Origin of the sequence: Nitrospirillum guanabarense, from assembly GCF_034653355.1 — a bacterium.
In the GTDB taxonomy this organism is placed as follows: domain Bacteria; phylum Pseudomonadota; class Alphaproteobacteria; order Azospirillales; family Azospirillaceae; genus Nitrospirillum.
The window spans coordinates 171,549-195,964 of sequence record NZ_JAYEER010000001.1; the positions used below are offsets into that span (position 1 = coordinate 171,549).

General features: G+C 69.8%; 16 protein-coding genes. 14 read left to right on the forward strand and 2 right to left on the reverse strand.

Going from position 1 to position 24,416, the window contains the following annotated elements; genetic code table 11:
- The first annotated feature begins 13 nt into the window (after positions 1-13).
- From UAA55_RS00690 to UAA55_RS00705, 4 genes are all read left to right on the forward strand, one after another.
- A complete protein-coding gene (locus UAA55_RS00690; protein ID WP_322950746.1) occupies positions 14-8,743 on the forward strand; it encodes a non-ribosomal peptide synthetase in 8,730 nt (2,909 codons plus the stop codon).
- Positions 8,743-10,134: an amino acid adenylation domain-containing protein gene (locus UAA55_RS00695; RefSeq protein ID WP_322950747.1), complete on the forward strand. Its 1,392-nt coding sequence runs from the start codon at positions 8,743-8,745 to the stop codon at positions 10,132-10,134. The genes UAA55_RS00690 and UAA55_RS00695 overlap by 1 nt, the downstream gene beginning before the upstream one ends.
- A complete protein-coding gene (locus tag UAA55_RS00700) occupies positions 10,110-10,529 on the forward strand; it encodes a phosphopantetheine-binding protein (RefSeq protein ID WP_322950748.1) in 420 nt (139 codons plus the stop codon). Before UAA55_RS00695 ends, UAA55_RS00700 begins: the two co-directional genes overlap by 25 nt.
- 184 nt (positions 10,530-10,713) lie before the next feature.
- Complete coding sequence (locus UAA55_RS00705) at positions 10,714-16,455, forward strand: non-ribosomal peptide synthetase (protein WP_322950749.1); 5,742 nt, start codon at positions 10,714-10,716, stop codon at positions 16,453-16,455.
- Positions 16,456-16,595: 140 nt separating this feature from the next.
- Here UAA55_RS00705 and UAA55_RS00710 read toward each other — a convergent pair whose 3' ends face one another.
- Positions 16,596-17,537 carry a glutaminase gene (locus UAA55_RS00710; RefSeq protein WP_322950750.1) on the reverse strand — a complete coding sequence of 314 codons (942 nt, stop codon included), beginning with the start codon at positions 17,535-17,537 and terminating at the stop codon, positions 16,596-16,598.
- Positions 17,538-18,077: 540 nt separating this feature from the next.
- On the opposite strand from UAA55_RS00710, the gene UAA55_RS00715 reads away from it, so the two are divergent.
- The 8 genes from UAA55_RS00715 (at position 18,078) to UAA55_RS00750 (ending at position 21,310) form a co-directional block, all read left to right on the forward strand.
- Positions 18,078-18,272, forward strand: a complete 195-nt coding sequence (locus tag UAA55_RS00715; RefSeq protein ID WP_322950751.1) for a cold-shock protein — start codon at positions 18,078-18,080, stop codon at positions 18,270-18,272.
- A gap of 94 nt (positions 18,273-18,366) precedes the next feature.
- On the forward strand, positions 18,367-18,624 hold the full coding sequence (locus UAA55_RS00720) for a hypothetical protein (protein ID WP_322950752.1): 258 nt from the start codon (positions 18,367-18,369) through the stop codon (positions 18,622-18,624).
- Between the two features lie 30 nt (positions 18,625-18,654).
- On the forward strand, positions 18,655-19,338 hold the full coding sequence (trhA, locus tag UAA55_RS00725; RefSeq protein WP_322950753.1) for a PAQR family membrane homeostasis protein TrhA: 684 nt from the start codon (positions 18,655-18,657) through the stop codon (positions 19,336-19,338).
- 119 nt (positions 19,339-19,457) lie between these two features.
- The gene (locus UAA55_RS00730) at positions 19,458-19,745 is read left to right on the forward strand and encodes a hypothetical protein (protein WP_322950754.1); all 288 of its coding nucleotides are present in this window, start codon (positions 19,458-19,460) and stop codon (positions 19,743-19,745) included.
- A gap of 53 nt (positions 19,746-19,798) precedes the next feature.
- Positions 19,799-20,029 carry a hypothetical protein gene (locus UAA55_RS00735; RefSeq protein ID WP_322950755.1) on the forward strand — a complete coding sequence of 77 codons (231 nt, stop codon included), beginning with the start codon at positions 19,799-19,801 and terminating at the stop codon, positions 20,027-20,029.
- Between the two features lie 80 nt (positions 20,030-20,109).
- Positions 20,110-20,427: a hypothetical protein gene (locus UAA55_RS00740; RefSeq protein ID WP_322950756.1), complete on the forward strand. Its 318-nt coding sequence runs from the start codon at positions 20,110-20,112 to the stop codon at positions 20,425-20,427.
- Positions 20,428-20,568: 141 nt separating this feature from the next.
- Positions 20,569-21,039 (forward strand): hypothetical protein, encoded by a 471-nt coding sequence (locus tag UAA55_RS00745; RefSeq protein WP_322950757.1) that lies wholly within the window; start codon positions 20,569-20,571, stop codon positions 21,037-21,039.
- Positions 21,040-21,067: 28 nt separating this feature from the next.
- On the forward strand, positions 21,068-21,310 hold the full coding sequence (locus UAA55_RS00750; RefSeq protein ID WP_322950758.1) for a hypothetical protein: 243 nt from the start codon (positions 21,068-21,070) through the stop codon (positions 21,308-21,310).
- Positions 21,311-21,347: 37 nt separating this feature from the next.
- On the opposite strand, the gene UAA55_RS00755 is transcribed toward UAA55_RS00750, so the two are convergent.
- On the reverse strand, positions 21,348-22,190 hold the full coding sequence (locus UAA55_RS00755; RefSeq protein WP_322950759.1) for a transglutaminase-like domain-containing protein: 843 nt from the start codon (positions 22,188-22,190) through the stop codon (positions 21,348-21,350).
- Between the two features lie 302 nt (positions 22,191-22,492).
- Here UAA55_RS00755 and UAA55_RS00760 point away from each other — a divergent pair, with 302 nt between their 5' ends.
- Complete coding sequence (locus UAA55_RS00760) at positions 22,493-23,284, forward strand: sterol desaturase family protein (RefSeq protein WP_322950760.1); 792 nt, start codon at positions 22,493-22,495, stop codon at positions 23,282-23,284.
- Complete coding sequence (locus UAA55_RS00765; protein ID WP_322950761.1) at positions 23,281-24,411, forward strand: GNAT family N-acetyltransferase; 1,131 nt, start codon at positions 23,281-23,283, stop codon at positions 24,409-24,411. The genes UAA55_RS00760 and UAA55_RS00765 overlap by 4 nt, the downstream gene beginning before the upstream one ends.
- The last annotated feature ends 5 nt before the right edge of the window (positions 24,412-24,416 follow it).

Consider the following 24,416-nt stretch of genomic DNA (forward strand, 5'->3'; position numbering starts at 1 on the left):
TATGGATACTTCCATGACCACGACGCGCACCGCGCCCACCGCGCCGGACTGCCCGCCCGACCACGCCCCGGCTTCAGCCCATCCCCTGGGGGAAGAGCAGCGCGCCCTGTGGGCGGCCTATCGCGCCGCCCCGGACGAGGCGGGCTACATCATGGCCTACGCCGGCGCCCTGCTGCCGGGAATGGATGCCCATCACCTGGCCGCCGCCTTCACCCACATCATCGCCGGGCATGAGACGCTGGCCAGCGCCTATGGCGAGGACGCGGCCGGCACCCCGGTGATGCGCCCACTACGTACCGTCGCACCCGATGTGGCCGTCGTCACCAAGACCTTCCCGGATGACGACGCCCGCGCCGCCTGGCTGGCGGCCCAGGCTGACGCCCCCCTGGATCTGGAAGCGGGCCGGGTCTGCCGCGTGCGGATTCTGGTGGAGGATGCCGGCGCCCATCTTGTCGTGGCGGTACACCACATCGCCGGTGATTTCCTGGCCATGGAAGCCCTGACGGAACAGGCGATGGAGGCTTATGAGCGCCTGGTCCAGGGGCAGGCGCCAGCCCCCGTCCCCACCGGGCGCTATTGGGCTTGGCTGGAACGACAACGCGCCACGCTGGCGGGACCGCGCGGCCTGAAGCTGGAGGCCTTCTGGCGCGGGCTGCTGGCCGATCCGCCACCGGCATTGGAATTACCATCGGATGGCGGCGATGGCGGCGGCGCGCACGAGTCCGAGATCGACCTGTCGTCCGAAACCACGGCGGCGCTGCGGACCCTGGCGGGGCGCCTGGACATCGGCCTGTTTCCCCTGCTGACCACCCTGTACCACGTGTTCCTGGGACGCTGGAGCGGGCAGGAGCGGTTCCTGACCGGCACGCCCGTGTCCGGCCGCATGGGGGCGGCTGACCGCGACCTGATTGGCTGCACCCTGAATGTCCTGCCCTGGCCTGTTGATCTCCGGCCCGCGGACTTGGGGGACGACCCTGTCTTCGCCGACCTGGCCCGGCGGACCCAGGGCACGTTCATGGCCATGCTGCGGCACCACCGCCTGCCCCTGGCGCGCATCGCGGCGGCCATCGGCGGGGGCGGCGCCCTGTTCCAGCACATGACGACCTATGTGCCGGTGGGGGAACGCCGGCTGTTGGACCATTACATTCCCCATCTGCGGTTCGCCACCCAGCGCGGCGCCGCCAATGACCTGAACCTGCGCTGGGTGGATGACGGCGACCGCCTGACCCTGCAATGGCGCCAGGACACCGGCCGCTACCGCCCCGCCACCATCGCCCGTATGCAGCGGGGTTTCCTGGCATTGATGGACCAGGTGCTGGCGGCCCCCGACACCCGCCTGTCCTCCTTGCGCGCCCATGCCGAGGAAGACGCGGCGGCGCGGCACGGGCCGGCGGCGACACCAGACAGCGCCCTGGCCCTGTTTCATCGCCACGTGAGCCGGACGCCCGAGGCCATTGCGGTCGAACATGGCGCGGACGGCGTGAGCTACGCCGTCCTGGACGCCCGTGCCGCGACCCTGGCCGGCCGGCTGGCCGCCGCCGGCGTGGCGCCGGGGGATACCGTCGGCCTGCACCTGCCGCGCAGCATCGACCTGGCCGTCGCCATGATCGCCGCGTGGAAGGCGGGGGCCGCCTACCTCTGCCTGGATCCCGCCCTGCCAGTCGCCCGCCTGGCCTTCATGGCCGCCGACGCCGACGTCCGCCTGATCGTGGGCGAGGACGCGCCGGCCGAGTTGCCGCAGCCCCGACTGGCCGTGGACGGGCCTGAGGCTGGCGCCGCCCCGCCGCCGCCGGCGGTACCCACCCTGCCCGCCTACGTCATCTACACCTCCGGCTCCACCGGCACGCCCAAGGGCGTGGTGGTCACGCAGGGCAACCTGGCCAACTACGCCCTGGGCGTGCTGGACGCGCTGGACCTGCCCGCGGGGGCCAGCCTGGCCACCCTGGCCGCCATCACCGCCGACCTGGGCTACACCGCCTGGTTCGGCGCTCTGCTGGGGGGCCGCACCCTGCGTATCATAGCCCCCGCCCTGGCCGACGACCCGGACGCCCTGGCCCGCCACCTGGCCGAGCGGCCGGTGGACGCGCTGAAGATCGTGCCGTCACACCTGGCGGCCCTGATGGCCGTGCCCCAACCGGAACGCCTGCTGCCCCGCCGGCGCCTGGTGCTGGGGGGCGAGGCCCTGTCCGCCGACTTCGTGGCCCGGGTGCGGGCCCTGGCGCCCGGCTGCCGGGTGGTGAACCACTACGGCCCCACGGAAACCACGGTGGGCTGCCTGACCTGGACCGCCGACAATGCAGATGAGGACGGCGTTCCTGTAGGCCGGCCACTGGCGGGCGTGCATGTGGCGGTGCTGGACCGCCATCTGCAACCACTGCCCGTGGGCGTGCCCGGCGACCTGGCCGTGGGCGGCGCCGGCGTTGCCAGCGGCTATCGCGGCCGGCCAGCCCTGACCGCGCAGCGCTTCGTGCCCGACCCAGCCGTGCCTGGCGGCCGGCTGTACCTGACCGGCGACCGGGTGGTGATGGCGCCGGACGGCGCCGTCCGTTTCCTGGGCCGAGCCGACGACCAGGTGAAGATCCGGGGATTCCGCGTGGAACTGGGCGAGGTGGAGGCGCTGCTGCGCCGCCTACCCGGCGTGACGGAGGCGGCGGTGGTCGCCCGCCCCGCCCCCGGTGGTGCCGGCCTGCGGCTGGTGGCCTTCATCACCGGCCGCGATTTGGCTGAACCCGCTGCGCTGCTGCGCACGCTGGCCGGCCAGGTGCCGGACGCCATGGTGCCCGCCACCCTCGCGGTGCTGCCGTCCCTGCCCCGCCTGCCCAACGGCAAGATCGATCGCGCCGCCCTGCCGGCGGACGCACCGCAGAACATGGCACAACCCACCCCATCCACCGGTCTGTCGCCGGTGGAGGCGACCTTGGCCGCGCTGTGGGCGGAGGTGCTGGACCGGCCCACCGTGGCGGTCACGGACGACTTCTTCGCCATCGGCGGCGATTCCATCCTGGCCCTGCAGGTCATCGCCAAGGCCCGGCCCCAAGGCCTGGCCCTGACGCCCAAGATGCTGTTCCAGAAGCGCACCGTGGCCGCCGTGGTGGCGGCTCTGGCCACGGCGCCGGCCAAGGCGCCCACGAAGGTGGCCCCGCCACCGGTCGACCAGCCCTTCAGCGTGAGCGGCCTGGACACCGACGCGCTGGCGGACCTGCGGGCCGACCGGCCGGACGTGACCGACGCCTACCCCCTGTCGCCGCTGCAGCAGGGCCTGCTGTTCCACAGCCTGCTGGACCGGGAGAGCGGCGCCTACGTCAACCAGCTGGTGTTGGACGCCGCCGGTCCCTTCGCGCCCGAGGCCTACGCCCATGCCTGGCAGGCCGCGGTGGATGCCCACCCCCTGCTGCGCACCGCCTTCCGCTGGGAAGGGCTGGACGCGCCGCTGCAGCTGGTGCAGCGCGCCGCGACACTGCCCATCACGCGGCACGACTGGCAAGGGCGGAATGAGGCGGCGCAAGAGGCGGCGCTGGCCGATTTCCTGGCCACCGACCGGACCCAGGGTTTCGTGCTGGAGGCTGCACCCTTGATGCGCCTGGCCGTGATGGACCGGGGCGAAGGACGCTGGTGGCTGGTGTGGAGCCGCCATCACCTGGTGGTGGACGGTTGGTGTTCCGTCCTGTTGCTGGATGAGGTGCTGGAACGCTACCGCGCCCAACTGGCAAGCGAGGCGCCGACGCTGCCTCGGCGGCGCCCCTTCCGCGACCATATCGCCTGGCTGGCCCGCCAGGACGGCGCCCAGCCCTTGGCCTTCTGGGACGGTTTCCTGGCCGGTGTCGGGGACGCCACGCCCCTACCCGTGCTGCGCCCCACCCGGCCGGGGCCGGTCGCACCCCTGAACCGCACCCTGATGCTGGACCGGGCCGAGACGGCGCGTCTGACGGCCACCGCACGCGAGCTGGGCGTCACCCTGAACACGCTGGTGCAGGGCGCCTGGGGCCTGACCCTGGCCGCCCTGTCGGGCCGCGAGGACGTGGTGTTCGGCGTGACCTCCGCCGGACGGTCCATGGATTTCGACGGCGCAGACGCCATGCTGGGCGTCTTCATCACCACCTTGCCGTTGCGGGTGAAGCCGGCGGCCGGGCGACGCCTGGGCGACTACCTGCGGGCGGTGCAGGCCGACAACGTCGCCATGCGCGAGCATGAGCATGCCGCCTTGGCCGATATCCAGAAGCGCCTGGGCGTCGGGGCGCTGTTCGACACGCTGCTGGTCTTCCAGAACCTGCCCATGCTGGAGGGCCGCCGCCGCCGCGTGGGCGCCCTGGACCTGCGTCAGCGGGAGAATGTGGAGCGCACGCACTACGGCCTGACGGTGGAGGTCTTTCCCGGTGAGGAACTGGGCGTGGCGCTGGACGCCGATGCCCGGCGCATCGACGCCGCGGCATTGGCCCGGGTGGCGGACGGCTTCCGCGCCGCCCTGCTGGGCCTGGCGCGCGGCGCCAACACCCCCCTGGGCGCCATCCCCCGCTTAGGCGCGGCGGAGGCGGCGCTGCTGCGCGGCTGGCGCACGACGCCGGCCAATTACGCCCTGCGGCCCGACTGGGTGGCCCGGGTGGCCGACCGGGTGGCCCGCCACCCCGACCGTGTCACCGCCCGCTGCGATGGCGCCAGCCTGACCTACCGGCAACTGTGGGACCGATCGGAAAGCCTGGCGCGCGGCCTGGTGGCCGCCGGCCTGCGGCCGGACGGCGTCGTCGCCCTCCTGCTGCCCCGGGGGTTGGAGCTGCTGACCCTGATGGTGGCGGTGCTGCGCGCCGGCGGCGCCTGGCTGCCCCTGGATCCGGCCCATCCGCCTGCCCGTTGGGCCCAGGTGACGGCTCAAGCCAAGGCCTTGCTGGTGCGCGACCCGGCCATCGCCTGCGATCTGCCGGCCCTGACGCCGGTCAACCTGCTGGACCGGGCGGAGGCGGGCGACTTGCCGACATCCCCGGCGGAGGGCCGCCAGCTGGCCTATGTGCTGTTCACCTCCGGCTCCACTGGCATACCCAAGGGGGTAATGGTCACCCGCGACGGCATGCTGAACAACATGCTGGCCAAGGTGGCGCCCCTGGGCCTGGCCGAAAGCGACGTCATCGCCCAGACGGCCCCCGCCTGCTTCGACATTTCCGTCTGGCAAACTCTGACGGCGCCGCTGCTGGGTGCCGTGGTGGAGATCATTCCCGACGCCGTGGTCAAGGACCCGGATGCCCTGCTGCACCGCCTGCGCACCACCGGCGTCACGGTGTTCGAGCCCGTGCCGTCGCTGATGCGCGCCCTGGTCGACATTGGTGGGGCGGACAGCGGCCCCTTCCCCCTGCCCGCCGTGCGCTGGGTGCTGCCGACGGGCGAGGCGCTAAGCGCCAACGACGCCCGCGCCTGGTTCGCCGCATATCCCGGCATCCCGCTGATGAACGCCTACGGCCCGGCGGAGTGCGCCGATGACGTGGCCTTCCACCCCCTGCGCCAGGCGCCGGAGCCTGGCGCCGTCATCCCCATCGGCCGCCCCACCGCCAACGCCGACCTGCGGGTGCTGGACGCGGACCTGTCGCCGGCGCCCGTGGGCGCCACGGGGGAGATCGTGGTTGGCGGTGTCGGCGTGGGTCGGGGCTACAGCGGCGACCCACGCCGCACGGCGGCCGTCTTCGTGCCCGACCCCGACGGTCCGCCCGGCGCCCGTGTTTACCTCACCGGCGATTTGGGCCGCTGGACGGCCGAGGGTCTGCTGGAATGGGCCGGTCGCAAGGATTTCCAGGTCAAGGTGCGGGGCTTCCGCATCGAACCGGGGGAGGTCGAGGCCGTGCTGGAGCGCCACCCGGCCGTGCGCCGCGCCGCCGTGGTGGCGCGTGGCGACCGGCTGGTGGCCTATTGGCAGGCGGCCGGCGACGGGACGCCCGACGACCTGGCCCGCCACGCCGCCGCCCACCTGCCGCCCTACATGGTGCCGACGCGATGGGTATCCGTGACCACCTGGCCCCTGAACGCCAACGGCAAGCTGGACCGCCAGGCCCTGCCCGAGCCCCTCGCCAACGACGGTGCTGGTGAGGAGCCGGCCACGGAGACGGAACAGCGGCTGGCCACCCTGTGGCGGGAGCTGCTGCCCGGCGCCGCTGTCCACCGCGACAGCGACTTCTTCGCCCTGGGCGGCCATTCCCTGCTGGCGGCCCGCCTGGTGGCGCGGCTGCGGCGCATGGGATGGGATGGCTTGGCCCTGCGCACAGTGTTCGAAGCGCCAGGCCTGTCCCACCTGGCAGCGCGGCTGGACGCGGGCGATATGGCAGAAGGGGTCGAGCCCCTGCCCACCTTGGCGCCCGTGCCGCGCGGCGGCCCCCTGCCCCTGTCGCCGGCTCAGCGGCGCCTGTGGCTGGTCGACCGGCTGACCGGGGGTGACACCGCCTACACCATGGCCGCCACCCTGGACCTGCACGGGGACCTGGATGCCCGGGCACTGGAGGGCGCGCTGAACGCCGTCATCGCCCGGCATGAAATCCTGCGCACCGCCTACCCCGAAAACGACGCCGATGAGGACGGGGAACCGATCGCCTGGCCGGCGGCGACCCTGACGCTGTCTCTGGCCATGGACGACCTGTCCCCCCTGCCGGCGGAGGAGCGGGAGGCCTGCGCCCTGGCCATGCGGGAGGCGGAAATGGGCCGGCCCTTCGACCTGGCCCAGGGCCCGCCCCTGCGCGCCCGGCTGCTGCGCCTGGCACCGGGTCATCACCAGCTGCTCTTCGCCATGCACCACATGGTGGCCGACGGTTGGTCGGTGGGCATCCTGACCCGCGACTTGTCCACCGCCTACCGCGCCGCCCGGGCCGGTACACCGCCGGACTGGCCAGCCCTGCCCGTGCAGTACGCCGACTATGCCGTGTGGCAACAGGCCTTGCTGTCCGGGGAGGGACTGCGGTCGCGCGTCGCCTTCTGGCGCGGCCACCTGGCCGGCGCCCCGACGCGGTTGCGCCTGCCCACCGACAGGCCGCGCCCGCCTGTGGCGCAGACGGCGGGCGGCGTCCTGCGCTTCGCCCTGCCGCCGGATCTGCTGGCCCGCCTGGGCGTGTGGGCGCGGTCGCGCGGCGCCACCCCCTTCATGGCCCTGCTGGCCAGCTTCCAGGCCCTGCTGCACCAGGTGACGGGCGACGATGACCTGGTGGTGGGCACCGACACCGCCGGCCGCCCCGTGCCGGAGGTGGAGGCGCTGATCGGCTTCTTCGTCAACGTGGTCCCCCTGCGCTCCCGCCGCCGCGCGGGCATGACCCCGGCCGATATGCTGGACCAGACCCGGCACACCGCGTTGGCCGCGTTCGACCAGGATGCCCTGCCCTTCGACCGTATCGTCGAGGCGGTGGGCGTGCCCCGCGACCGCAGCCGCAACCCCCTGGTCCAGGCCCTGTTCGTCCTGCAAAACGTGCCGGAAGGCCGCTTCGATCTGCCAGGCCTGACCGTCACCCAGCTGCCCGCCCTGGAGCGGCGCAGCAAGTTCGACCTGGCCCTGTTCCTGGAGCCGGAGGCCGACGGCATGGCGGCCGACTGGGTCTACGCCGCCGCCCTGTTCGACCCCGCCACCATCACCCGCTTCCACCACGACTGGATCGCCCTGCTGCGCCGGACGGTGGAGGCGCCGGACCAGCCCCTGCCCCTTTCGACCCCGCCCGCCCAAGCGCCCGAGGCATCACCCATGACCATCCCCGCCCGCCTGGCCCCCGCCCGCCTGGCCCCCAAGCCGTCCCATGAGGCCGTCCGCCAGTCCTTTCTGGCGGCCGGCGGCACCTTCCCCGTGGTGTTGGAACCGGTAACCGGCGGATTGGATCCCGCCGCCTGGGCGGCGGCCAACCGCCCCTTCATCGACGGGCTGCTGGCCCGCCACGCGGGCATCCTGCTCCGGGGCTTCGACCTGCCCGGCCCGCAGGCCTTCGAAGGGTTCGCCGAGGCCATGGAGCCCGGCGGCCTGTTCGGCGGCTACGGCGACCTGCCCAAGAAGGAAGGGGGGCGCAACACCTATCGCTCCACCCCCTATCCGGAGCGGCAGATGATCCTGTTCCATAATGAGAGCGCCCATCTGGACCGCTGGCCGCGCAAGCAATGGTTCTTCGCCGAACAGGTGGCCCCCGTGGGCGGTTGCACCCCCATCGTGGACTGCCGGGAAATGCTGCGCCGCCTGCCGCCGGACCTGGTGGCCGACCTGGAGCGGCGCGGCCTGCTGTACGTTCGCACCTTCACCCCGCGCCTGGATGTGGGCTGGCGCGACTTCTTCAAGACCGATGACCGCGAAGTGGTGACGGCCCGCTGTGCCGCCGGCGGCATCGACTGCCGCTGGCTGGACCCGGAGACGCCGCAGACCCGCAGTCGGGGGCCGGCCGTCATCCGCCACCCCCTGACCGGCGACCGCAGCTTCTTCAACCAGGTGCAGCTGCACCACCCCTATTGCCTGGAGGCCGACGTGCGCGACGACCTGCTGGACCTGGTGGGCATGGACCGCCTGCCGCGCAACGTCCTCTATGGGGACGGTATCCCCATCCCCGACGAGGTCATGGCCCTGATCGGCGACGTGTATGAGGCCTGTGCCGTGCGCTTCGACTGGCGCGATGGCGACGTGGTGATGCTGGACAACATGCTGGCGGCCCATGCCCGCGACCCTTACGAAGGGCCGCGCCGCGTCGTCGTCGCCATGGGCGCCATGACCGACCGCGCCAGCTTGGATACCAGCGCGACCGAGGTGGCGTGATGACCACCCCCCCGCCCCTGCTGGACAAACGCGCCCGTCAAGCGCATGCGGCCCTGGACCGACGAGAAAAGGCGACCGCCGCCTCCGGCGTGGTCGATCTGCTGCTGCGATGGTCCGGCGACCAGCCAGCGGCACCGGCACTATCGGACGGCGAAACCGTGCTGAGCTATGCCGAATTCCGCCGCCAGGTGGACCATCTGGCCCGTCATATGCGCCACGAGGGTGTGGCGGCGGAACGGCGCGTGGCCCTGGTCATGCCGCGCGGGACGCCCCTGGTCCTCGCGCTGTGGGCCGTGCTGCGCGCCGGGGGCGCCTACGTGCCCATCGATCCCGACTGGCCCGAAGCGCGGCGCGAGGCCACCCTGGCGGCCGCCCAACCCCACCGGGTGATGATGGCGGCGGATGTGACCCGCCTGCTGGACCGGCCGGCGCCGGATACGGCCCTGCCCCCGCCGGATGGGCGGGATGCCGCCTACGTCATCTTCACCTCCGGCTCCACGGGCACGCCCAAGGGGGTGGTGGTGGAGCATGCCCAGCTGGCCGCCTATGTCGCCGGCGTCACCCAGGCCCTGGATTTGGCCGGCAACCGGCGCTTCGCCCTGTCCTCCACCGTCGCGGCCGACCTGGGCAACACCACCCTGTTCGGCGCGATGGCCGTCGGCGGCTGCCTGGTGGTGGCGGACGAGGCGGCCATGACCGATGGGATGGCCTTCGCCCGCTTCATCGCCGGCCAGGACATCGACTGCCTGAAGATCGTGCCGTCGCACCTGGCGGCCCTGCTGGACACAGCCACCCCCCGCCTGCCGCGCACCCTGGTGCTGGGCGGGGAACGGGCATCCGCCACGTTGCTGTCCACCATCCGGGTGCTGGCCCCCGGCGTGCGCGTCTTCAACCACTACGGCCCCACCGAGACCACCGTGGGGGTGATGGTGCACGCCCTGGAGGCGGAGGCTCCCATTCCGGACGGCCTGCCGCTGGACCGCGTGCTGCCCGGCAGCGTGGTGCGCCTGCTGAACGCCGCCGGACACCCCGTTCCGCTGGGGGCGGTGGGGGAGGTGCACATTGGCGGCGCCCAGGTCAGCCGGGGATATCTCGACCGGCCGGACGACCCCGCCTTCGTCGCCGACCCGCTGGCCCCCGGCCAACGCCTCTACCGCACCGGCGATCTGGCCCGCCTGCTGCCCGACGGCGGCCTGCGCCTGGCCGGCCGGGCGGATGACCAGGTCAAGATCCGTGGCTTCCGCGTGGAACCGGCGGAGATCGAGGCGGCGGCTCTGGCCCAGCCGGGCGTGCGGCAGGCGGCCGTGCGCCCCTGGGGGGCGGCGCCGATCTGCGGCTGGTGCTGTACGTCACCGGCGCAGTCGACGTGGATGCACTGCGCGCCGCCCTGAAGCAACGCCTGCCCGACGCCTTCGTCCCCGCCCAGGTGGTGGTTCTGCCGGCGCTGCCCCGCCTGGGCAATGGCAAGGTGGACCGGAGCAGCCTGCCGCCGCCCGAGGCGGCCCCCGTGGCAGCGCCGGAGACCGCAGGGGATGTGCTGGAGGATATGGTGGCCAGCCTGGTGGCCGCGCTGCTGGAACGGGACGCGGTGGGGCGGACGGACAACCTGTTCGATCTGGGGTTCCATTCCCTGCTGGTCATCAAGCTGGTCGCCCGTTTGCGCCGGCGCCTGGGTGTGGAGATCGCCCCAGCCCTGGTCTTCGACCATCCCACGGCGGCCGCCGTGGCGGACCAGTTGCGCACGCTGGGCGCCGATCCGGATGCCGCGCGGCAGGCCGTGGCCTGACACCCCCCTTCCCCTATTCATTGACGGTCTTGTTCCCCATGGCCCAGACGACCTTGGACATCGCCCAACGCTTCGCCCAGCTGCCGCCCGAGAAACGGCAGGCGTTCCTGGAGGCGCTGGCCGACCGGGGACTGCCCTTCACCCGCCTGCCCATTCCCCCCGCCCGAACGGGGCGCCGTCGGCGATGTCGGCGGCGCAGCGGCGGCTGTGGGCCCAGGCGCAGCTGGAACCCACGTCCACCGCCTACACCATGCCGGGCGTCTTCCGCCTGCGCGGCGCGCTGGATGTCGCGGCCTTGCGGGTCGCGTTGAACAGCCTGGCCGCCCGGCACGCCATCCTGCGCACCGTCTACCAGCCCGACGGCAATGGCGGGGCCCAGCCGGTGACCCTGCCCCCCGGCACGGTGGCGCTGGAGCATACGGATCTCAGCGCCCACGCGGACCCGGAGATGGCCGCGCGAGCAGTGGCGGACCATTTCATCGGCCGGCCGTTCGTCCTGGCGGTCGAGGCGCCATTGCGCGCCCATCTGCTGACCCTGGCGGCGGACCATCACTGGCTGGTGGTGGCGCTGCACCATGTCGCGGCCGACGGCGCCTCCCTGCCCCTGGCCATGGCGGACTTGGCGGCGGGATATGCGGCGGCTCGGCACGGAGAGCCACAAGCGGAACCAGCGGCCCTGCAGTACGCCGATGCCGCCGCCTGGCAGGCCCTGTGGCTGGAGGGGGGCGAGGCGGATCGGCAACGGACGTATTGGCGCGCCAGGATGGCGGACCCGCCCCCGCCCTTGGCCCTGCCGGCGGATGGCGCCCGGGGTGGCGGGCCGGCGGAGGGTCGGATGGCTGGTGCGGAATGCGCCGTGACCCTGCCACCAACCCTGGCCGACGATCTGCGCCGCTTGGCGCGGGACAACGGGCATACGCCGTTCACCGCGCTGCTGGCGGCCTATGCCCTGCTGCTGGCCCGCCTGGCGGGGCAGGACGACGTGATCGTGGGCATTCCCGCCGCCGGCCGCCGGCAGCGGGAGGCGGAGGGCCTGATCGGCTGTTTCGTGAACACCCTGCCGGTGCGTGTGCGCTTGGAGGACCGCGCCGGCTTTTCCGCCCTGGTGACCCAGGTGGCCGGGGCGGTGGCGGCGGCGCTGGACCACCAGGACCTGCCGCTGGAGGACATCACCGCCCTGGCGCCCGCGCGTGACAGCCAGCCGCTGGTGCAGGTCATGTTCGACCACGCCCCCGCCCCCCTGGGCGCGCTGGCCATGGACGGCCTGGCGGTGGAGATTCTGCCCCTGCCCGTCCGCACCGCCAAGTTCGACTTGGCGCTGGGCAGTGTGGAGCGGGCGGATGGCGCCATCCTGGCCCGGCTGGCCTATCGTACCGCCTTGTTCACGGACAAGTCCGCCCAACGGGTGGCGGAGCGCTGGCGGGCCCTGCTGGCCCAGGCGGTGGCATCACCCAACCAGCCCATCGGGGCCCTGGACCCGCGCACCCCGGCGGAGGTGGCGGCCATCACCGCCTGGCACCGCGATCCCGCCTGGGCCCTGCCGCCGCCTCCGGCCGTGCCGCTGCTGATCGCCCGCCATGCCGTCACCCGGCCGGACGCCCCGGCCGTGCTGTTCGGCGAGACGGTGCTGACCTTTGGCACCCTGAATCGCCGCGCCAACCGCCTGGCCCGCCGCCTGCGCGCCCTGGGCGCGGGGCCGGAGGTGCGGGTGGGTGTCTGCCTCAACCGCACGCCCGACCTGATCGTCACCCTGCTGGCGGTGATGAAGTCGGGCGCCGCCTTCGTGCCCCTGGATCCGGATTATCCCCTGGAACGGCTGCGCGCCATCCGTGCCGCCGCCGACCTGTCGGTGATGGTGGGCGCCACGCCCCTGGACGGCCTGCCCACCCTGGCTGGACCCGATGACGGGACGGAGGGCGAGGACGACGGCGACCTGGGCCTGACACCCCACCCGCGCGGCCTCGCCTACATCATCCACACCTCCGGCTCCACCGGCGTGCCCAAGGGGGTGGCGGTGGAGCATGGGGCGTTGGCCATGCACTGCGTTGCCACCGCCGCCCTTTACGACATGACGGCCGGCAGCCGTGAACTGCACTTCCTGTCGTTCACCTTCGACGGCGCGCATGAGCGCTGGATGACCGCCCTGACCCAAGGCGGCAGCCTGGTGCTGCGCGACGACAGCCTATGGACGGTGGAACAAACCTATGAGGCCATCCGCCGCCACGGCGTCACCCATGCCGGCTTCCCGCCCAAATACCTGCAGCAGCTGGCCGCCTGGGCGGAAGCCCAAGGCGATCCACCCCCTGTCCACCTCTATTCCTTCGGGGGCGAGGCCATGCCCCGCGCGGGGCTGGAGCGGCTGTTCGCCGCCCTACGCCCCCGCCGCGCCATCAACGGCTACGGCCCCACGGAAACGGTGGTGACGCCCCTGGTGTGGAAGGGGAACGGCGCCACCCTGCCCGACACGCCCTACGTCCCCATCGGCCGGCCGGTGGGCGATCGCAGCGCCCATGTCCTGGATGGCGACTTGCGGCCGCTGCCCATCGGCGTGGCGGGGGAACTGTGGATCGGCGGCAGCGGCCTGGCCCGGGGCTATGTCGGCCAGCCGGCGGCCACCGCCGCCCGCTTCATCCCCGACCCCTTTGGCGATCCCGGTGCCCGGCTGTACCGCACCGGCGACCTGGCCCGCTGGCGCGAGGATGGCACGGTGGAGTATCTGGGCCGCCGCGACACCCAGGTGAAGGTGCGCGGCTTCCGCATCGAGCCGGGAGAGATCGAGGCGCAACTGACCGCCCAGGCCGGCATCCACCAGGCTGTGGTGGTGGCGGACGAGACGGGCGGCGTCACCCGTCTGGTGGGTTATGTGGTGCCGTCCGCCGGCGCCACGGTGGACGTGGCGGCCCTCACCGTCCGGCTGGCCGAGGTGCTGCCGGCCCACATGGTGCCGGCCCGGCTGATATCCATTCCCGTCCTGCCGGTGACCACGGCCGGCAAGCTGGACCGCGCCGCCCTGCCCGCCCCACGGTGGGAATCCACCGGCAAGGTCGCCCCCCGCGACGCGCGGGAGGCCACCCTGGCCCGGCTATGGGCCGACGCCCTGGGCCAGGCCACGGTGGGCGTCACCGACAACTTCTTCGAGATCGGTGGCGATTCCATCCTGGCGCTGCAGATCGTGGCCCGCGGCCGGGCCCTGGGTTTGCGCTTCACGCCCAGGCAACTGTTCGACCGCCAGACCATCGCGGCCTTGGCCCCGGTGGTGGAGATGGTGGCCGAGAACGCACCGGACCTGCCAATCCCGGACGGTCCCTCCCCGCTCACCCCCGTCCAGGCCTGGTTCTTCGGCCAACCCATCCCCCGCCGCCGGCGCTGGAACCAATCGGTGTTGCTGGCCTGCGAGAGGCCGCTGGACCGGGATACCCTGGCGGACGCCCTGGCGGCGCTGGGCCGCCACCATGACGCCCTGCGCCTGCGCTTCCATCAGGACGCCGACGGCGCCTGGACGCAAAGCCATGCCGCCGGGGCGGGCATCGTTGTGGATGAGGGGACGGCGCGAACGGCGGCCGACATCACCCGCCTGTGCGATGAGGCCCAGGACGGTCTGGATCTGGCGCAGGGGCCCCTGATGCGAGGCCGCCTGATCCATCTGCCGGACGGCGGCCAGCGCCTGTTCCTGGTGGCGCACCATCTGGTGGTGGACGGCGTGTCCTGGCGCGTCCTGCTGGATGATCTGCGGGCACTGACCACGGGCCCCTGCCTGGACCGAACGCTGCCCGCCCGCACCACGCCCTTCGCCGTGTGGGCGCGACGGCTGGCGGAGTTGGCCCAGGCGCCGGCAATACGGGCGCAGCTGCCCTTCTGGCGGGCGGCGCTGGACACATCGCCCCTGCCGGTGGACCGGCCGGGCGCGCCCAACACCCGCCGCCACGCCGTGACCCGCACCCTGCGGCTGGATGCGAGCCGCACCCGGGCCCTGCTGACCACCGCGCCCGCCGCCTATCGCACCCGCATCGATGTGCTGCTGCTGGCGGCCCTGGCCGAGGCGGCGCGGCGCACCTGGAAGCGACCGGCCGTCACCGCGCATCTGGAGGGACATGGCCGCGAGCCCCTGTTCCCCAATCTGGATCTAGAGCGCACGGTGGGCTGGTTCACCTGTGTCCATCCCGTGCGACTGGAGGCCGATGGCGGATGGGACAGGACGGTGCGCCAGGTGAAGGAGGCCGTGCGCGCCGCGCCGAACGGCGGCATCGGCTTCGGCCTGTTGCGCCACCTGGCCGACGATGGCGCGACGCGTGACGCGCTGGCGGCCCCCGTATCCCTGTCCTTCAACTATCTGGGCCAATTCGACGGGGTGACGCGCGACGGTCCCTGGCGGGCGGCACCCGAGGATTGCGGCGCCGGCACCGACCCGGACGCCCCCTTGGGTGCCCTGCTGTCGGTGGACGGCCAAATCATGGACGGGACGCTGGCCCTGCATGTACGCCACAGCGCCGCGCTGTTCCGCGAGGACACCGTGGCGGCCTTCGTAGCGGCATACGAGGATGCGCTAACCGGCGTCATCGACCATTGCCTGGCGACGGGCGCCGGCCAAGTGACGCCGTCCGACTTCCCCTTGGTCGGCCTGACCCAGGCGCAACTGGACACCCTGCCGGCGCCGGCGCCCGACATCACCGACATCCTGCCTGCCACCCCTCTGCAGGCCGGAATGGCCCGGCATCGCCGCGACCATCCGGACAGCGACGCCTACACGGTGCAGGTCTGGGCCCTGATCGACGGGCTGAACCCGGCGCGCATGGTGGCGGCGTGGGAGGCGATGGCGGCGCGTTGCGATATCTTGCGGGCCAGCTTCGCTTGGCCGGGCGGGGGGACCGAACCACCGGTGCTGGTCGTGTGCCGGGCGGTGGAGTTGGAGGTCCAGCAGCCGGACTGGCGGAACGAAGCCGATATCGACGCCGCCTGGAACGCCCACCGCGACGCGGAATGGCGCCGGGGCTTCGCGCTGGAGCGGGCGCCGCTGATGCGCCTGACCCTGGCGCGCACGGGCGCGCGGCAATACCACTTCCTCTGGACCTGGCATCATGCCTTGCTGGATGGGTGGAGCATGTCCCGCCTGCTGGGCGATATCCTGCGGCTGTACGATGGGGAAACGCCCCCCATCCCCGCCGGCCGCCTGCGCGACGTGGCCACCTGGAAACAGCGCCAGGACGCCGGCGCCGCCGAGGCCTTCTGGAATGCCGAGCTGGCGGCCCTGCCCGCCCCGACCCGGCTGCGCGACCATCTGGCCCCGCCGGCCGCAGCCGAAGCCAATGGCGCGGTGGAGCGGGAGCTGGATGAGGATACCGTGCGCCGGCTGAACGCGGCGGCGGCGCGGGAGCGGGTGACCCTGAACACCCTGGTGCAGGCCGGCTGGCTGCGGGTGCTGTCCCGGATGACAGGTCAACGCACCGTGGCCTTCGGCGCCACCATGTCGGGCCGCACCCTGGATGTTCCTGACATCGACAGCGTCATGGGCCTGCTGGCGGGCACCTTGCCCGTGGTCCACACCCTGACCGAAGGGTTGACGGAGGGGAAGGACGCCGGCGACGCCCTGCGCCGGCTGTTCGACCAGAACCTGCGATTACGCCAGTTCGAGCACGCCCCACCGCCCGCCCTGCAATCCTGGAACGACCCGGCCGGCGCCCCCTTCGACAGCACGCTGGTGTTCGAGAACTATCCGGTGGACCAGGCCTTGCGCCACGAGGTGCGCGGCGAGGTCAGCTTCACGGATGTCGGCAACCGGGGCCGCCTCAGCTATCCCTTGGCCCTGGTGATCGTCCCGCGCGCCACCCTGGTGCTGCGCCTGGAATACTGCGGCCGGACGGTCGGGGCGGCGAATGCCTATGCGCTGGTGGACGATCTGGCGGCCGAGATCATGTGGTTCTCAAAATAAAAAATATTCAGGCCACCGCATGAAACTTCGCCTGCGTCACATGGCAAGCTGGTCCCAGCAATGGAGCAATCTCTGTGGAATGCGCCCCTTGGGGTGGACGCTGCGGGTGCGGCGCCCCTTCCGGCCGGCAGGATGCCGCGTCATCGATGTGACAGGCGACCTGGGTTGAACAGGCTCCACCCCGTGGCCTCGGCCAGGCGCTCCAGGGCGAGGCTGCCCAGCTGGGAGTTGCCGTTGGCGTTCAGGCCGGGGGACCAGACGGCGACGGAGGCCCGGCCGGGAACGATGGCCAATATGCCGCCGCCGACGCCGGACTTGGCCGGGATTCCGACGCGGAACGCGATATCGCCGCTGGCGTCATAATGGCCGCAGGTGAGCATCAGCGACAGGATGCGGCGGGCTCGTATGGACGAAATGGTGCGGCCACCCCCCGGATGGCGGCCATCCAGCATCAGGTAGCGTCCGGCGGCGGCGAGCTGGCGGCAGGTCATCTCGATGGCGCAGGCATGAAAATAGGTTCCCAACACCAGGTCGGGCGCATGCCGGAGCACGCCATAGGATTTCATGAAATGGGCCAGGGCCCGGTTGCGCTCGCCTGTGCGCTCCTCCGAGCGGGCGACCTCTTCATTGATGGCGATGGTTTCATCCTCCGCCAGATAGCGGACGAACTGGACCAGTTCGCCGATGGTCTCACGGGGCGAATGCCCCGCCAGATTCACATCCGTCACGACGATGGCGCCGGCATTGATGAAGGGGTTCCGCGGAACGCCCCGCTCCGCTTCGAGCTGGACGATGGAATTGAACGCTGTGCCGGATGGCTCGCGCCCCACCCGTTCCCACAGCTGGTCCCCCGCCTTGCCCAGGGCCAGCGTCAGGGAAAAGACCTTGGATATCGACTGGATGGAAAAGCCGACCTCGTCATCCCCGCCGGCGTGGCATTCCCCATCGACGGTATAGACCGCCATGCCGAACCTGGCGGGGTCGACCTTGGCCAGGCTGGGGATGTAGGTCGCGACCTTGCCACGATCGGGCGCGGCCCGCATCTCGTCGACGATGTCCTGGATGATACCTTTGAGATTCACGGCGCTGCCACATCACACGGCGGGAAAAGGGCCGGGGCCCCGGCGGTTGGGGCAGGTTAGCAGTCACGCCCAGCAGCGTCACGCCCGCCGCCGGGCCCGTCCGTGGATGTAATCAGGACGCGGTTTGGACGCCGATCAGCACAGCAACAGCCCGATGCTATTGAAACAGCAGGGTCATTTGATCGCGCCGATTCACAATCAGAAAATCAGCTCGAAGGGAATCCTCTTGGCAAGAGTCGCTATCTCGCTGGTATAACGCCCAAATCGATGAAAATATCATCCTCACCAAAAAAGCTTTCTGTGAAACGAAGAGACGCTTCAAAAAAGCAGCTTCTTAAAATAGATAAATAAAAATACGATAGCGCTCACAAAATATTAGGCCTTGCAATGCGGCCGACTGGAGCCCATATTGGCGAAGTCGACTTTGCCTCTGGGTCATTGACCGGCTGGCGCCGGCCTTTTCCCGTCGTGACTTTTGATGCCCGTGCCGCGCTCCTGCGCCGGGCGGTTCCGACTGGGAATATCCCCGGAGAGGCCTCCATGGCTATTGGCATCATCAAGTGGTTCAACGGTGCCAAGGGATTCGGCAAACTGGCCGAAGACCAGAAGGTGAGCTTCAACGCCGTCCACGATCCGCGCCAGGGCAAGTCTTCCGCCGAAAACCTGCGCGCTGCTTGGCCCATCCGCCAAAACGCCCGGGAGCGGATGGCATGGAAGCCTCGCCACCTTTTTTAGCTCTGCGGGAAGGCCTCGTCGGCGACAGACGGCAGGGCCGACGAAAGCCCCCCGATGGTCGTCTCAAGGACGAAAAGTCCGGTAGCACCATCGTTTGCCGCCCACCCCCAGCGCCGTCGCTGACGCCGCGCCGGCGATGAGAAGGAAAACAAGCATTTCGCGTCGTCACAAATTCAGCGTCGGTCAGACCCTGGACTTCACGCCCCACCGGTTGGAGGAGATGCCCGCCGATGGCCGCTATGAGGTGGTTTCGCTGATGCCGTCGCAAGGAAAGGAATTCCTGTACCGGATCCGCAGCACCACCAGTGGACAGGAACGGATGGTGCGTGAAACCCAGCTTCAGGAGCCATGACGCGGCCCCGACCGGATAGGAGAGCGTGCGATGAACACCGCCGTCTTACGGACGGGCAACTCCGTCCCGCGCTACGCCGGTTTGGAATACAAGGCCGACGCCGCCGTGCATGCTGTTGGCGTCAGCGCGGCGCTGGTCGGCGGCGTCTGGATTTTCGCATCCCGGGCATTCCACGGGCCCGCGTACGACGCCATCGGTTTGGCCGCCTACGCGATCGCCATGACCAGCATGCTGACCTTCTCCGCCGCCTATAATTTGAGCCGGCACCGGCGCCAAAGGGAATGGCTGCGGCGATTGGACCATGCCGGTATCTTCCTCGCCATCGCCGGCACCTATACGCCTCTGCTGTTGCGTCTTCCAGCCACGCCAACCTTCGCGACGCCCGCGATCGCCCTGACGGTGGTCTGGATGATCGCGGGGGCCGGCATCGCCTTGAAGCTTTCAACACCCCGCCGGTACGAGCGGCTTGGCCTGGCCTTGTATCTGAGCCTCGGCTGGATCGGCCTCCCGCTCATTCCCATCCTTACAGGGCGGCTTCAGGCTGGTACGGGCTCGCTGATCGGCATCGGCGCACTGATCTACACGGTCGGGGTCGGGGCTTATCTCCTGGAACGGGTGCGTTATCACAACGTGGTTTGGCACCTCATGGTGCTGGCGGCCGCGGCCTGCCACTACATGGCGATGTTGGAAGAGTTCCGGCCCGGTCTCTCCTAGAGCGGGTCGCGCGTTAGACAAAGCGTGGAGCACGGCGCGTTTCAGATTAAACGCGCCGTGCTCCACGTCCCCCACCCCCGCAACGGCCAATGGGCGTGCCGCCCCTTTCGGAGATCTGGATGCTTCCGCACAAATTCAAAGTCGGCCAGAACGCGCTCATGCGGCCAGCCGTGGCCGAAAACCGCGCCGCCAGCACCACCGTCAGCGTCACGCGCCTTCTGCCGGTCGAAGGGGGAGAGCCGCTGTATCGAATCCGGCTCGACCTCAGCGGCCAGGAAAGGGTCGTCCGCGAAAGCCAGCTGGGCACCGCGGGTACCGTGGGTGTACCGGAGCGGCCACCGACCGCCATGACGGCAATCCCGGGATCGAAGGAAGCGCGCTCCAAAGCCGGACGGAAGAAATCCTGACTTCCGATCCATTCTTCTTGGCCCCATTCCCCTGAGCCATTGGGAAACACATCATGAGCGAGATCGATCAGTCCAAGAATAATGATGAAGCCCTAGCGCCCTTATCCGACGTGCCGCTACCCGAAACGCCCAGGCCCCCCGAGGTGCGGCACCTAAAGGAATCCGATTTGTCGGAAGAAGCACGGCGGCGGATCTTCAATTGCCTGGCGGCACCGCCCTCCCCTTACCGATCCAACAGCGGCAGGCCACAGTTCCCGGCGTGGAAAAAGCACAAGCCGACCTGAGCATCGATGTCAGCGGGAATAAGGGCCCCTGACCACGAGCGCGCCCGCCACCAGCCCGGCCTCCATACAGGAAATTCGCCATGACAGACACCAAGGAGGCCCATGCCCTGGCTGAGAAACTTTATGAAGCCAGCAACACGACGGGCATCCCCTGGAACCGCCGCGGGCGCCTGGTTCACGACGCCTGGCTGGCCACCGCGATACGCCAGCTCGCCTTTCCAGGTGTGTCCAATGAACCGGCGCCTTCGGCAAAGACGGACATGGCGGCCCTTCCAACGCATGCCATCGCGGTGAATGTTGAGCGTCCCGACAAAACCGGGATCGAGCCTGCCTTGAAAAGCTCCTCGGAGCCTGGCCAACGGCCCGCTGAACATCCAGCGCAAACGCTGGAGGAATAAGGGGATGCCTTGCACGCGGGTCATCCCTGTCGCCCCGGCCTCTTCAAATCCGCAACGCATGTCCGGAACCAGCCCAGCACCCGTCATGGTACGGCGCATCCCGTTTTCGGCCAGTCAACCAACGAACGACAGCGGCCTTCCATGCCCCGCCAACAAGGAACCATCATGACAAGTCCAAATTTCCGTCAGCATGACGCCAGTTCCCACCACCGCGGCCCGGCGACACACATCTTCGCGGTGGGACAATTCGTTCATCTGAAGCTCAGATTCGGACAACCGCTGCGGTTCGCGGACATCTATCGCATTACCGGCACACTCCCGGCGCGGGATGAGTCACCGCAGTACCGCATCCGAAGCGACAGTGAACCTCATGAGCGCATGGTCGCGCAAAATGGCCTCCTGCCGGCCGGCTCCGCCCCAACCAAGGACAGCCCCTGGCCGCCGAACGGCGTCGCCTTGTCCAAGGAAAAGAGGCGCGGCAACCGGGAAATCCGCAAACCCAAGCAGCGAGAGACTCCGCTGTCCGCGCCGGAGAGGGCCGCCGGCAAGCCGAATACGGCGCCCAAGGTCCCCGACGCATCGCCCCGCAAGGGTATATATCGTCAGGCATGACGGGTTCACAGCAACCGCGGGAACCGCCATGAAAGCCGTCATTGAGTTCTATCGCACCCGGCCCCAGGACGATGCCCATGCGGTGGTCGGACGCGAAATTGTCGACGTGGTCGACTTTCAGGATGCGGTGAAATTGGCATGGTCCATGGCACGCACTCTTGATATGCCCCAGCGCCCCGATTTCCTGGCGGTTAGCGACACGGACGGCAAGACCCTTTACTCTTGCCTTATCGGCCTTCCTCCGACGGCGGGGGATCAATTCCCGCAATGAGTGGTCACGATGAAGCGGTCGCGTGGGCAGGCCGCAATCACGCCGAATGTGGACCAAGAGGCGCCGCCACCTCTTCGACCGTCACCTGGAAGCCCGTGAGAGTATGTTGGCCGAAGGTAAGCGACAGCGGCACATCCCCGGCGTCCCGGCCCCTGGCCATCAATATGCGACCGATGCGGGGATCGTTGTTGCGCGGGTCGAAGGCATGCCAGCGTCCGCCGGACGAGCCATCCAGAAAGACCTCGATCCAAGCCGCGAAATCCTGGGGGGCGTGAGGCTGCGGCAAGCCGATGTCGCTTATGTATCCCGTGCAGTACCGTGCGGGAATGTTCAGGCAACGGCAGAAGGTCAGCGCCAGGTGCGCATAATCGCGGCAGACACCGCGCTTTTCCTCAAAGGCCTCGGCCGCTGTGCGCGTGGCCCGCGAATGCTCATAACCGAAGGCGATGTGGTCATGCACATAATCGCAAATGGCCTGCACCCGCGCCCAGCCGGGGGGTGATTGCCCGAACAACGTCCAGGCGGTCTCCGACAGAAGGTCGGTTTCGCAGTAGCGGCTGCCCAACAGGAAAACCAAGGTTTCCGGAGTGAGATCCGGGATCGCGACTTGGCGGGCGTCCACGTCGGGGGTTTCCCACTGGCCGCTGTCACGGATTATGCCATCGGTCTGGATGGTGAAACGGCCGGCCGGCGCCACCAACCGCGTGCACCAGTTGCCGAAGCCATCATGATATCCGGCCATCGGCACCGGCGGGGTTGTCACCACCGTGTCCGGTCGCGTCAAATCAGCCACGCGCGACGCATGGACGTTCAGCATCAGGATTATGGGCGTCACCTGCGCGAATTCGTAGGTCATCAGGCAACCGACGCGAATTTCCACCCATTGCCTCCGGCTGAGATGCTGATCATCGCCGGAGGAGATGTGCTCCCGCCGGGATCGCCATCAGCATGGGCGCGCCTCCGATCCCACGCAACGTTTATTCCCGCCCTTTGTTGCGCCGCATCAATCATAGCGCCGCGGCCCATTTCCTGGACCGGTGGAACAACGCGCGCTGTGACGCCGCCCATAGCGGATATGCGTTGCCGCTGCGATGGATGCGGGGATTTACCCCGGCCGATTCATGACTAGAACTAGGCCGGGCGCTGAGGGTAATCGGCGTTGGGGACTTTGAGGTTAAGGAAATGGCACAGAAACTCGCCTGGGGCCGTGCCTGGCATGGGCGCAGTTACGATCTCGGCCGCATGACCCTGGCGGATCTCTGGCGGGCGTACCTCACCTATCCGGCGATCCAGATCTACGGCTTGCTGGCCGTGGCCGCCGCGGTCTACGCCATCGCCACGGCGCGGCAATGGCAGGGGCCGGCGCTGGCCGTCCTGGCGGTCTTCTTCGTCTATCCCATGGCCTGGTTCCTGATCCACCGCTACATCCTGCACGGCCGCTGGCTGTACCGGATGAAATGGTCGGCCGGCCTATGGAAGCGCATCCATTTCGACCATCACCAGGACCCGCACCTGCTGGAGGTCCTGTTCGGCTCCCCCGCCAACACACTGCCGACCATCGCCCTGGTGTCCATGCCAGTTGGCTATGTCATCGGCGGCTGGCCGGCCGCCGGCGCGGCCCTGGCGACCGGCCTGGCCACCACCTGCGTCTATGAATTCATCCACTGCATCCAGCACCTTAACTACAAACCCAAGAGCCGCTTCATCCAGAAGCTGAAGCGCGATCACCTGATCCATCATTTCCATAATGAGGATACCAACCTGGGGATCGTCAGCTTCACGCCCGATCGGCTGTTCGGCACCTATTTCGCCTCGGCCCGCGACTGCCCGAAAAGCGCCACGGTCTTCAACCTCGGCTATGACCTTGACGAGGCCCGCCGTTATCCCTGGGTAATGGAGGTGACCGGCTCGCCGCCGCGTGACCGTCCGCCAACCGCATTCGCAACTTCTGACACAGGTGGTGCGGCCTCGTGACCGCGATCGACATCGTCCCCGTAACGGGGCCCGCCCTTCTCGACCGTTTCATTCGCCTGCCCGAAAGGTTGCACACGGACGATCCGCACTACATCGCGCCGCTGCATCTGGAGCGTAAAGAGGCGTTGACGGCCAAGAACCCTTTCTTCGGCCATGCCGACGTGCAGTTCTGGCTGGCCCGGAAGGACGGGCGGGACGTGGGCCGGATCAGCGCCCAGATCGACCACCACGCCCTGGAACTGCGGCCGGATGGAACCGGGCAGTTCGGCCTGATCGCCGCGGAGGACGATCCGGCGGTCATCAAGGCGCTGCTGGACGTGGCCGCCGACTGGCTGCGGACCCGCGACATGACACGCATGCAGGGCCCGCTGAACCTGAACATCAATGAGGAGATCGGGCTGCTGGTCGACGGCTTCGGCACGCCGCCCATGCTGCTCATGGGGCACGACAAGCCCTACATGGGCCCCCGCCTGGAAGAGCAGGGCCTGCGCAAGGAAAAGGACGTCTACGCCTATCTTTACGACATCACCAAGGATCTGCCCGCCGGCGCCCGCCGCCTGATCGACCGGCCGCTGCCCAAGGGCATCACGGTGCGGCGGATGGACTTCAAGCGTTACGATGACGAGATCAAGGCCGTCACCTCCATCTTCAACGACGCCTGGCGGGACAATTGGGGCTTCGTCCCTCTGACGGAAGTGGAGACCGACTATCTGGCCAAGTCGCTGAAGCCCTTGCTGAACCCGCGCCTGGTGCGGTTCGTGGAGCAGGACGGCGAGGCGGTCGGCTTCATCGTCTGCCTGCCCAACCTGAACGAGGCCATCCGCGACCTGAACGGCAAGCTGCTGCCCCTGGGCTGGGCCAAGCTGCTGTGGCGGCTGAAGGTCTCGGGCCTCAAGACCGCGCGCGTGCCGTTAATGGGCATCCGCAAGGCGGCGTCCCAGGGCATGATCGGCAGTCTGCTGCCCTTCCTGCTGATCGACGCCGTGCGCACCGACGCGGCGGCCATGGGCTTCCAGCACATCGAGCTGTCGTGGATTCTGGAGAACAACCTGCCCATGCGCCGCATCAACGAAAGCCTGGGCGGCGTGGCCTACAAGACCTACCGCATCTATGAGAAGGCCCTCTGAAACGG

Bases quoted from the DNA above. Each gene is read 5' to 3' on its own strand.
- UAA55_RS00730 (WP_322950754.1), top strand. From the start codon at position 19,458: ATGCTTCCGCACAAATTCAAAGTCGGCCAGAACGCGCTCATGCGGCCA.
- UAA55_RS00695 (WP_322950747.1), top strand. From the start codon at position 8,743: ATGACCACCCCCCCGCCCCTGCTGGACAAACGCGCCCGTCAAGCGCAT.
- UAA55_RS00740 (WP_322950756.1), top strand. From the start codon at position 20,110: ATGACAGACACCAAGGAGGCCCATGCCCTGGCTGAGAAACTTTATGAA.
- UAA55_RS00705 (WP_322950749.1), top strand. From the start codon at position 10,714: ATGTCGGCGGCGCAGCGGCGGCTGTGGGCCCAGGCGCAGCTGGAACCC.
- UAA55_RS00745 (WP_322950757.1), top strand. From the start codon at position 20,569: ATGCCCCGCCAACAAGGAACCATCATGACAAGTCCAAATTTCCGTCAG.
- UAA55_RS00735 (WP_322950755.1), top strand. From the start codon at position 19,799: ATGAGCGAGATCGATCAGTCCAAGAATAATGATGAAGCCCTAGCGCCC.
- UAA55_RS00715 (WP_322950751.1), top strand. From the start codon at position 18,078: ATGGCTATTGGCATCATCAAGTGGTTCAACGGTGCCAAGGGATTCGGC.
- trhA (WP_322950753.1), top strand. From the start codon at position 18,655: ATGAACACCGCCGTCTTACGGACGGGCAACTCCGTCCCGCGCTACGCC.
- UAA55_RS00750 (WP_322950758.1), top strand. From the start codon at position 21,068: ATGAAAGCCGTCATTGAGTTCTATCGCACCCGGCCCCAGGACGATGCC.
- UAA55_RS00690 (WP_322950746.1), top strand. From the start codon at position 14: ATGACCACGACGCGCACCGCGCCCACCGCGCCGGACTGCCCGCCCGAC.
- UAA55_RS00760 (WP_322950760.1), top strand. From the start codon at position 22,493: ATGGCACAGAAACTCGCCTGGGGCCGTGCCTGGCATGGGCGCAGTTAC.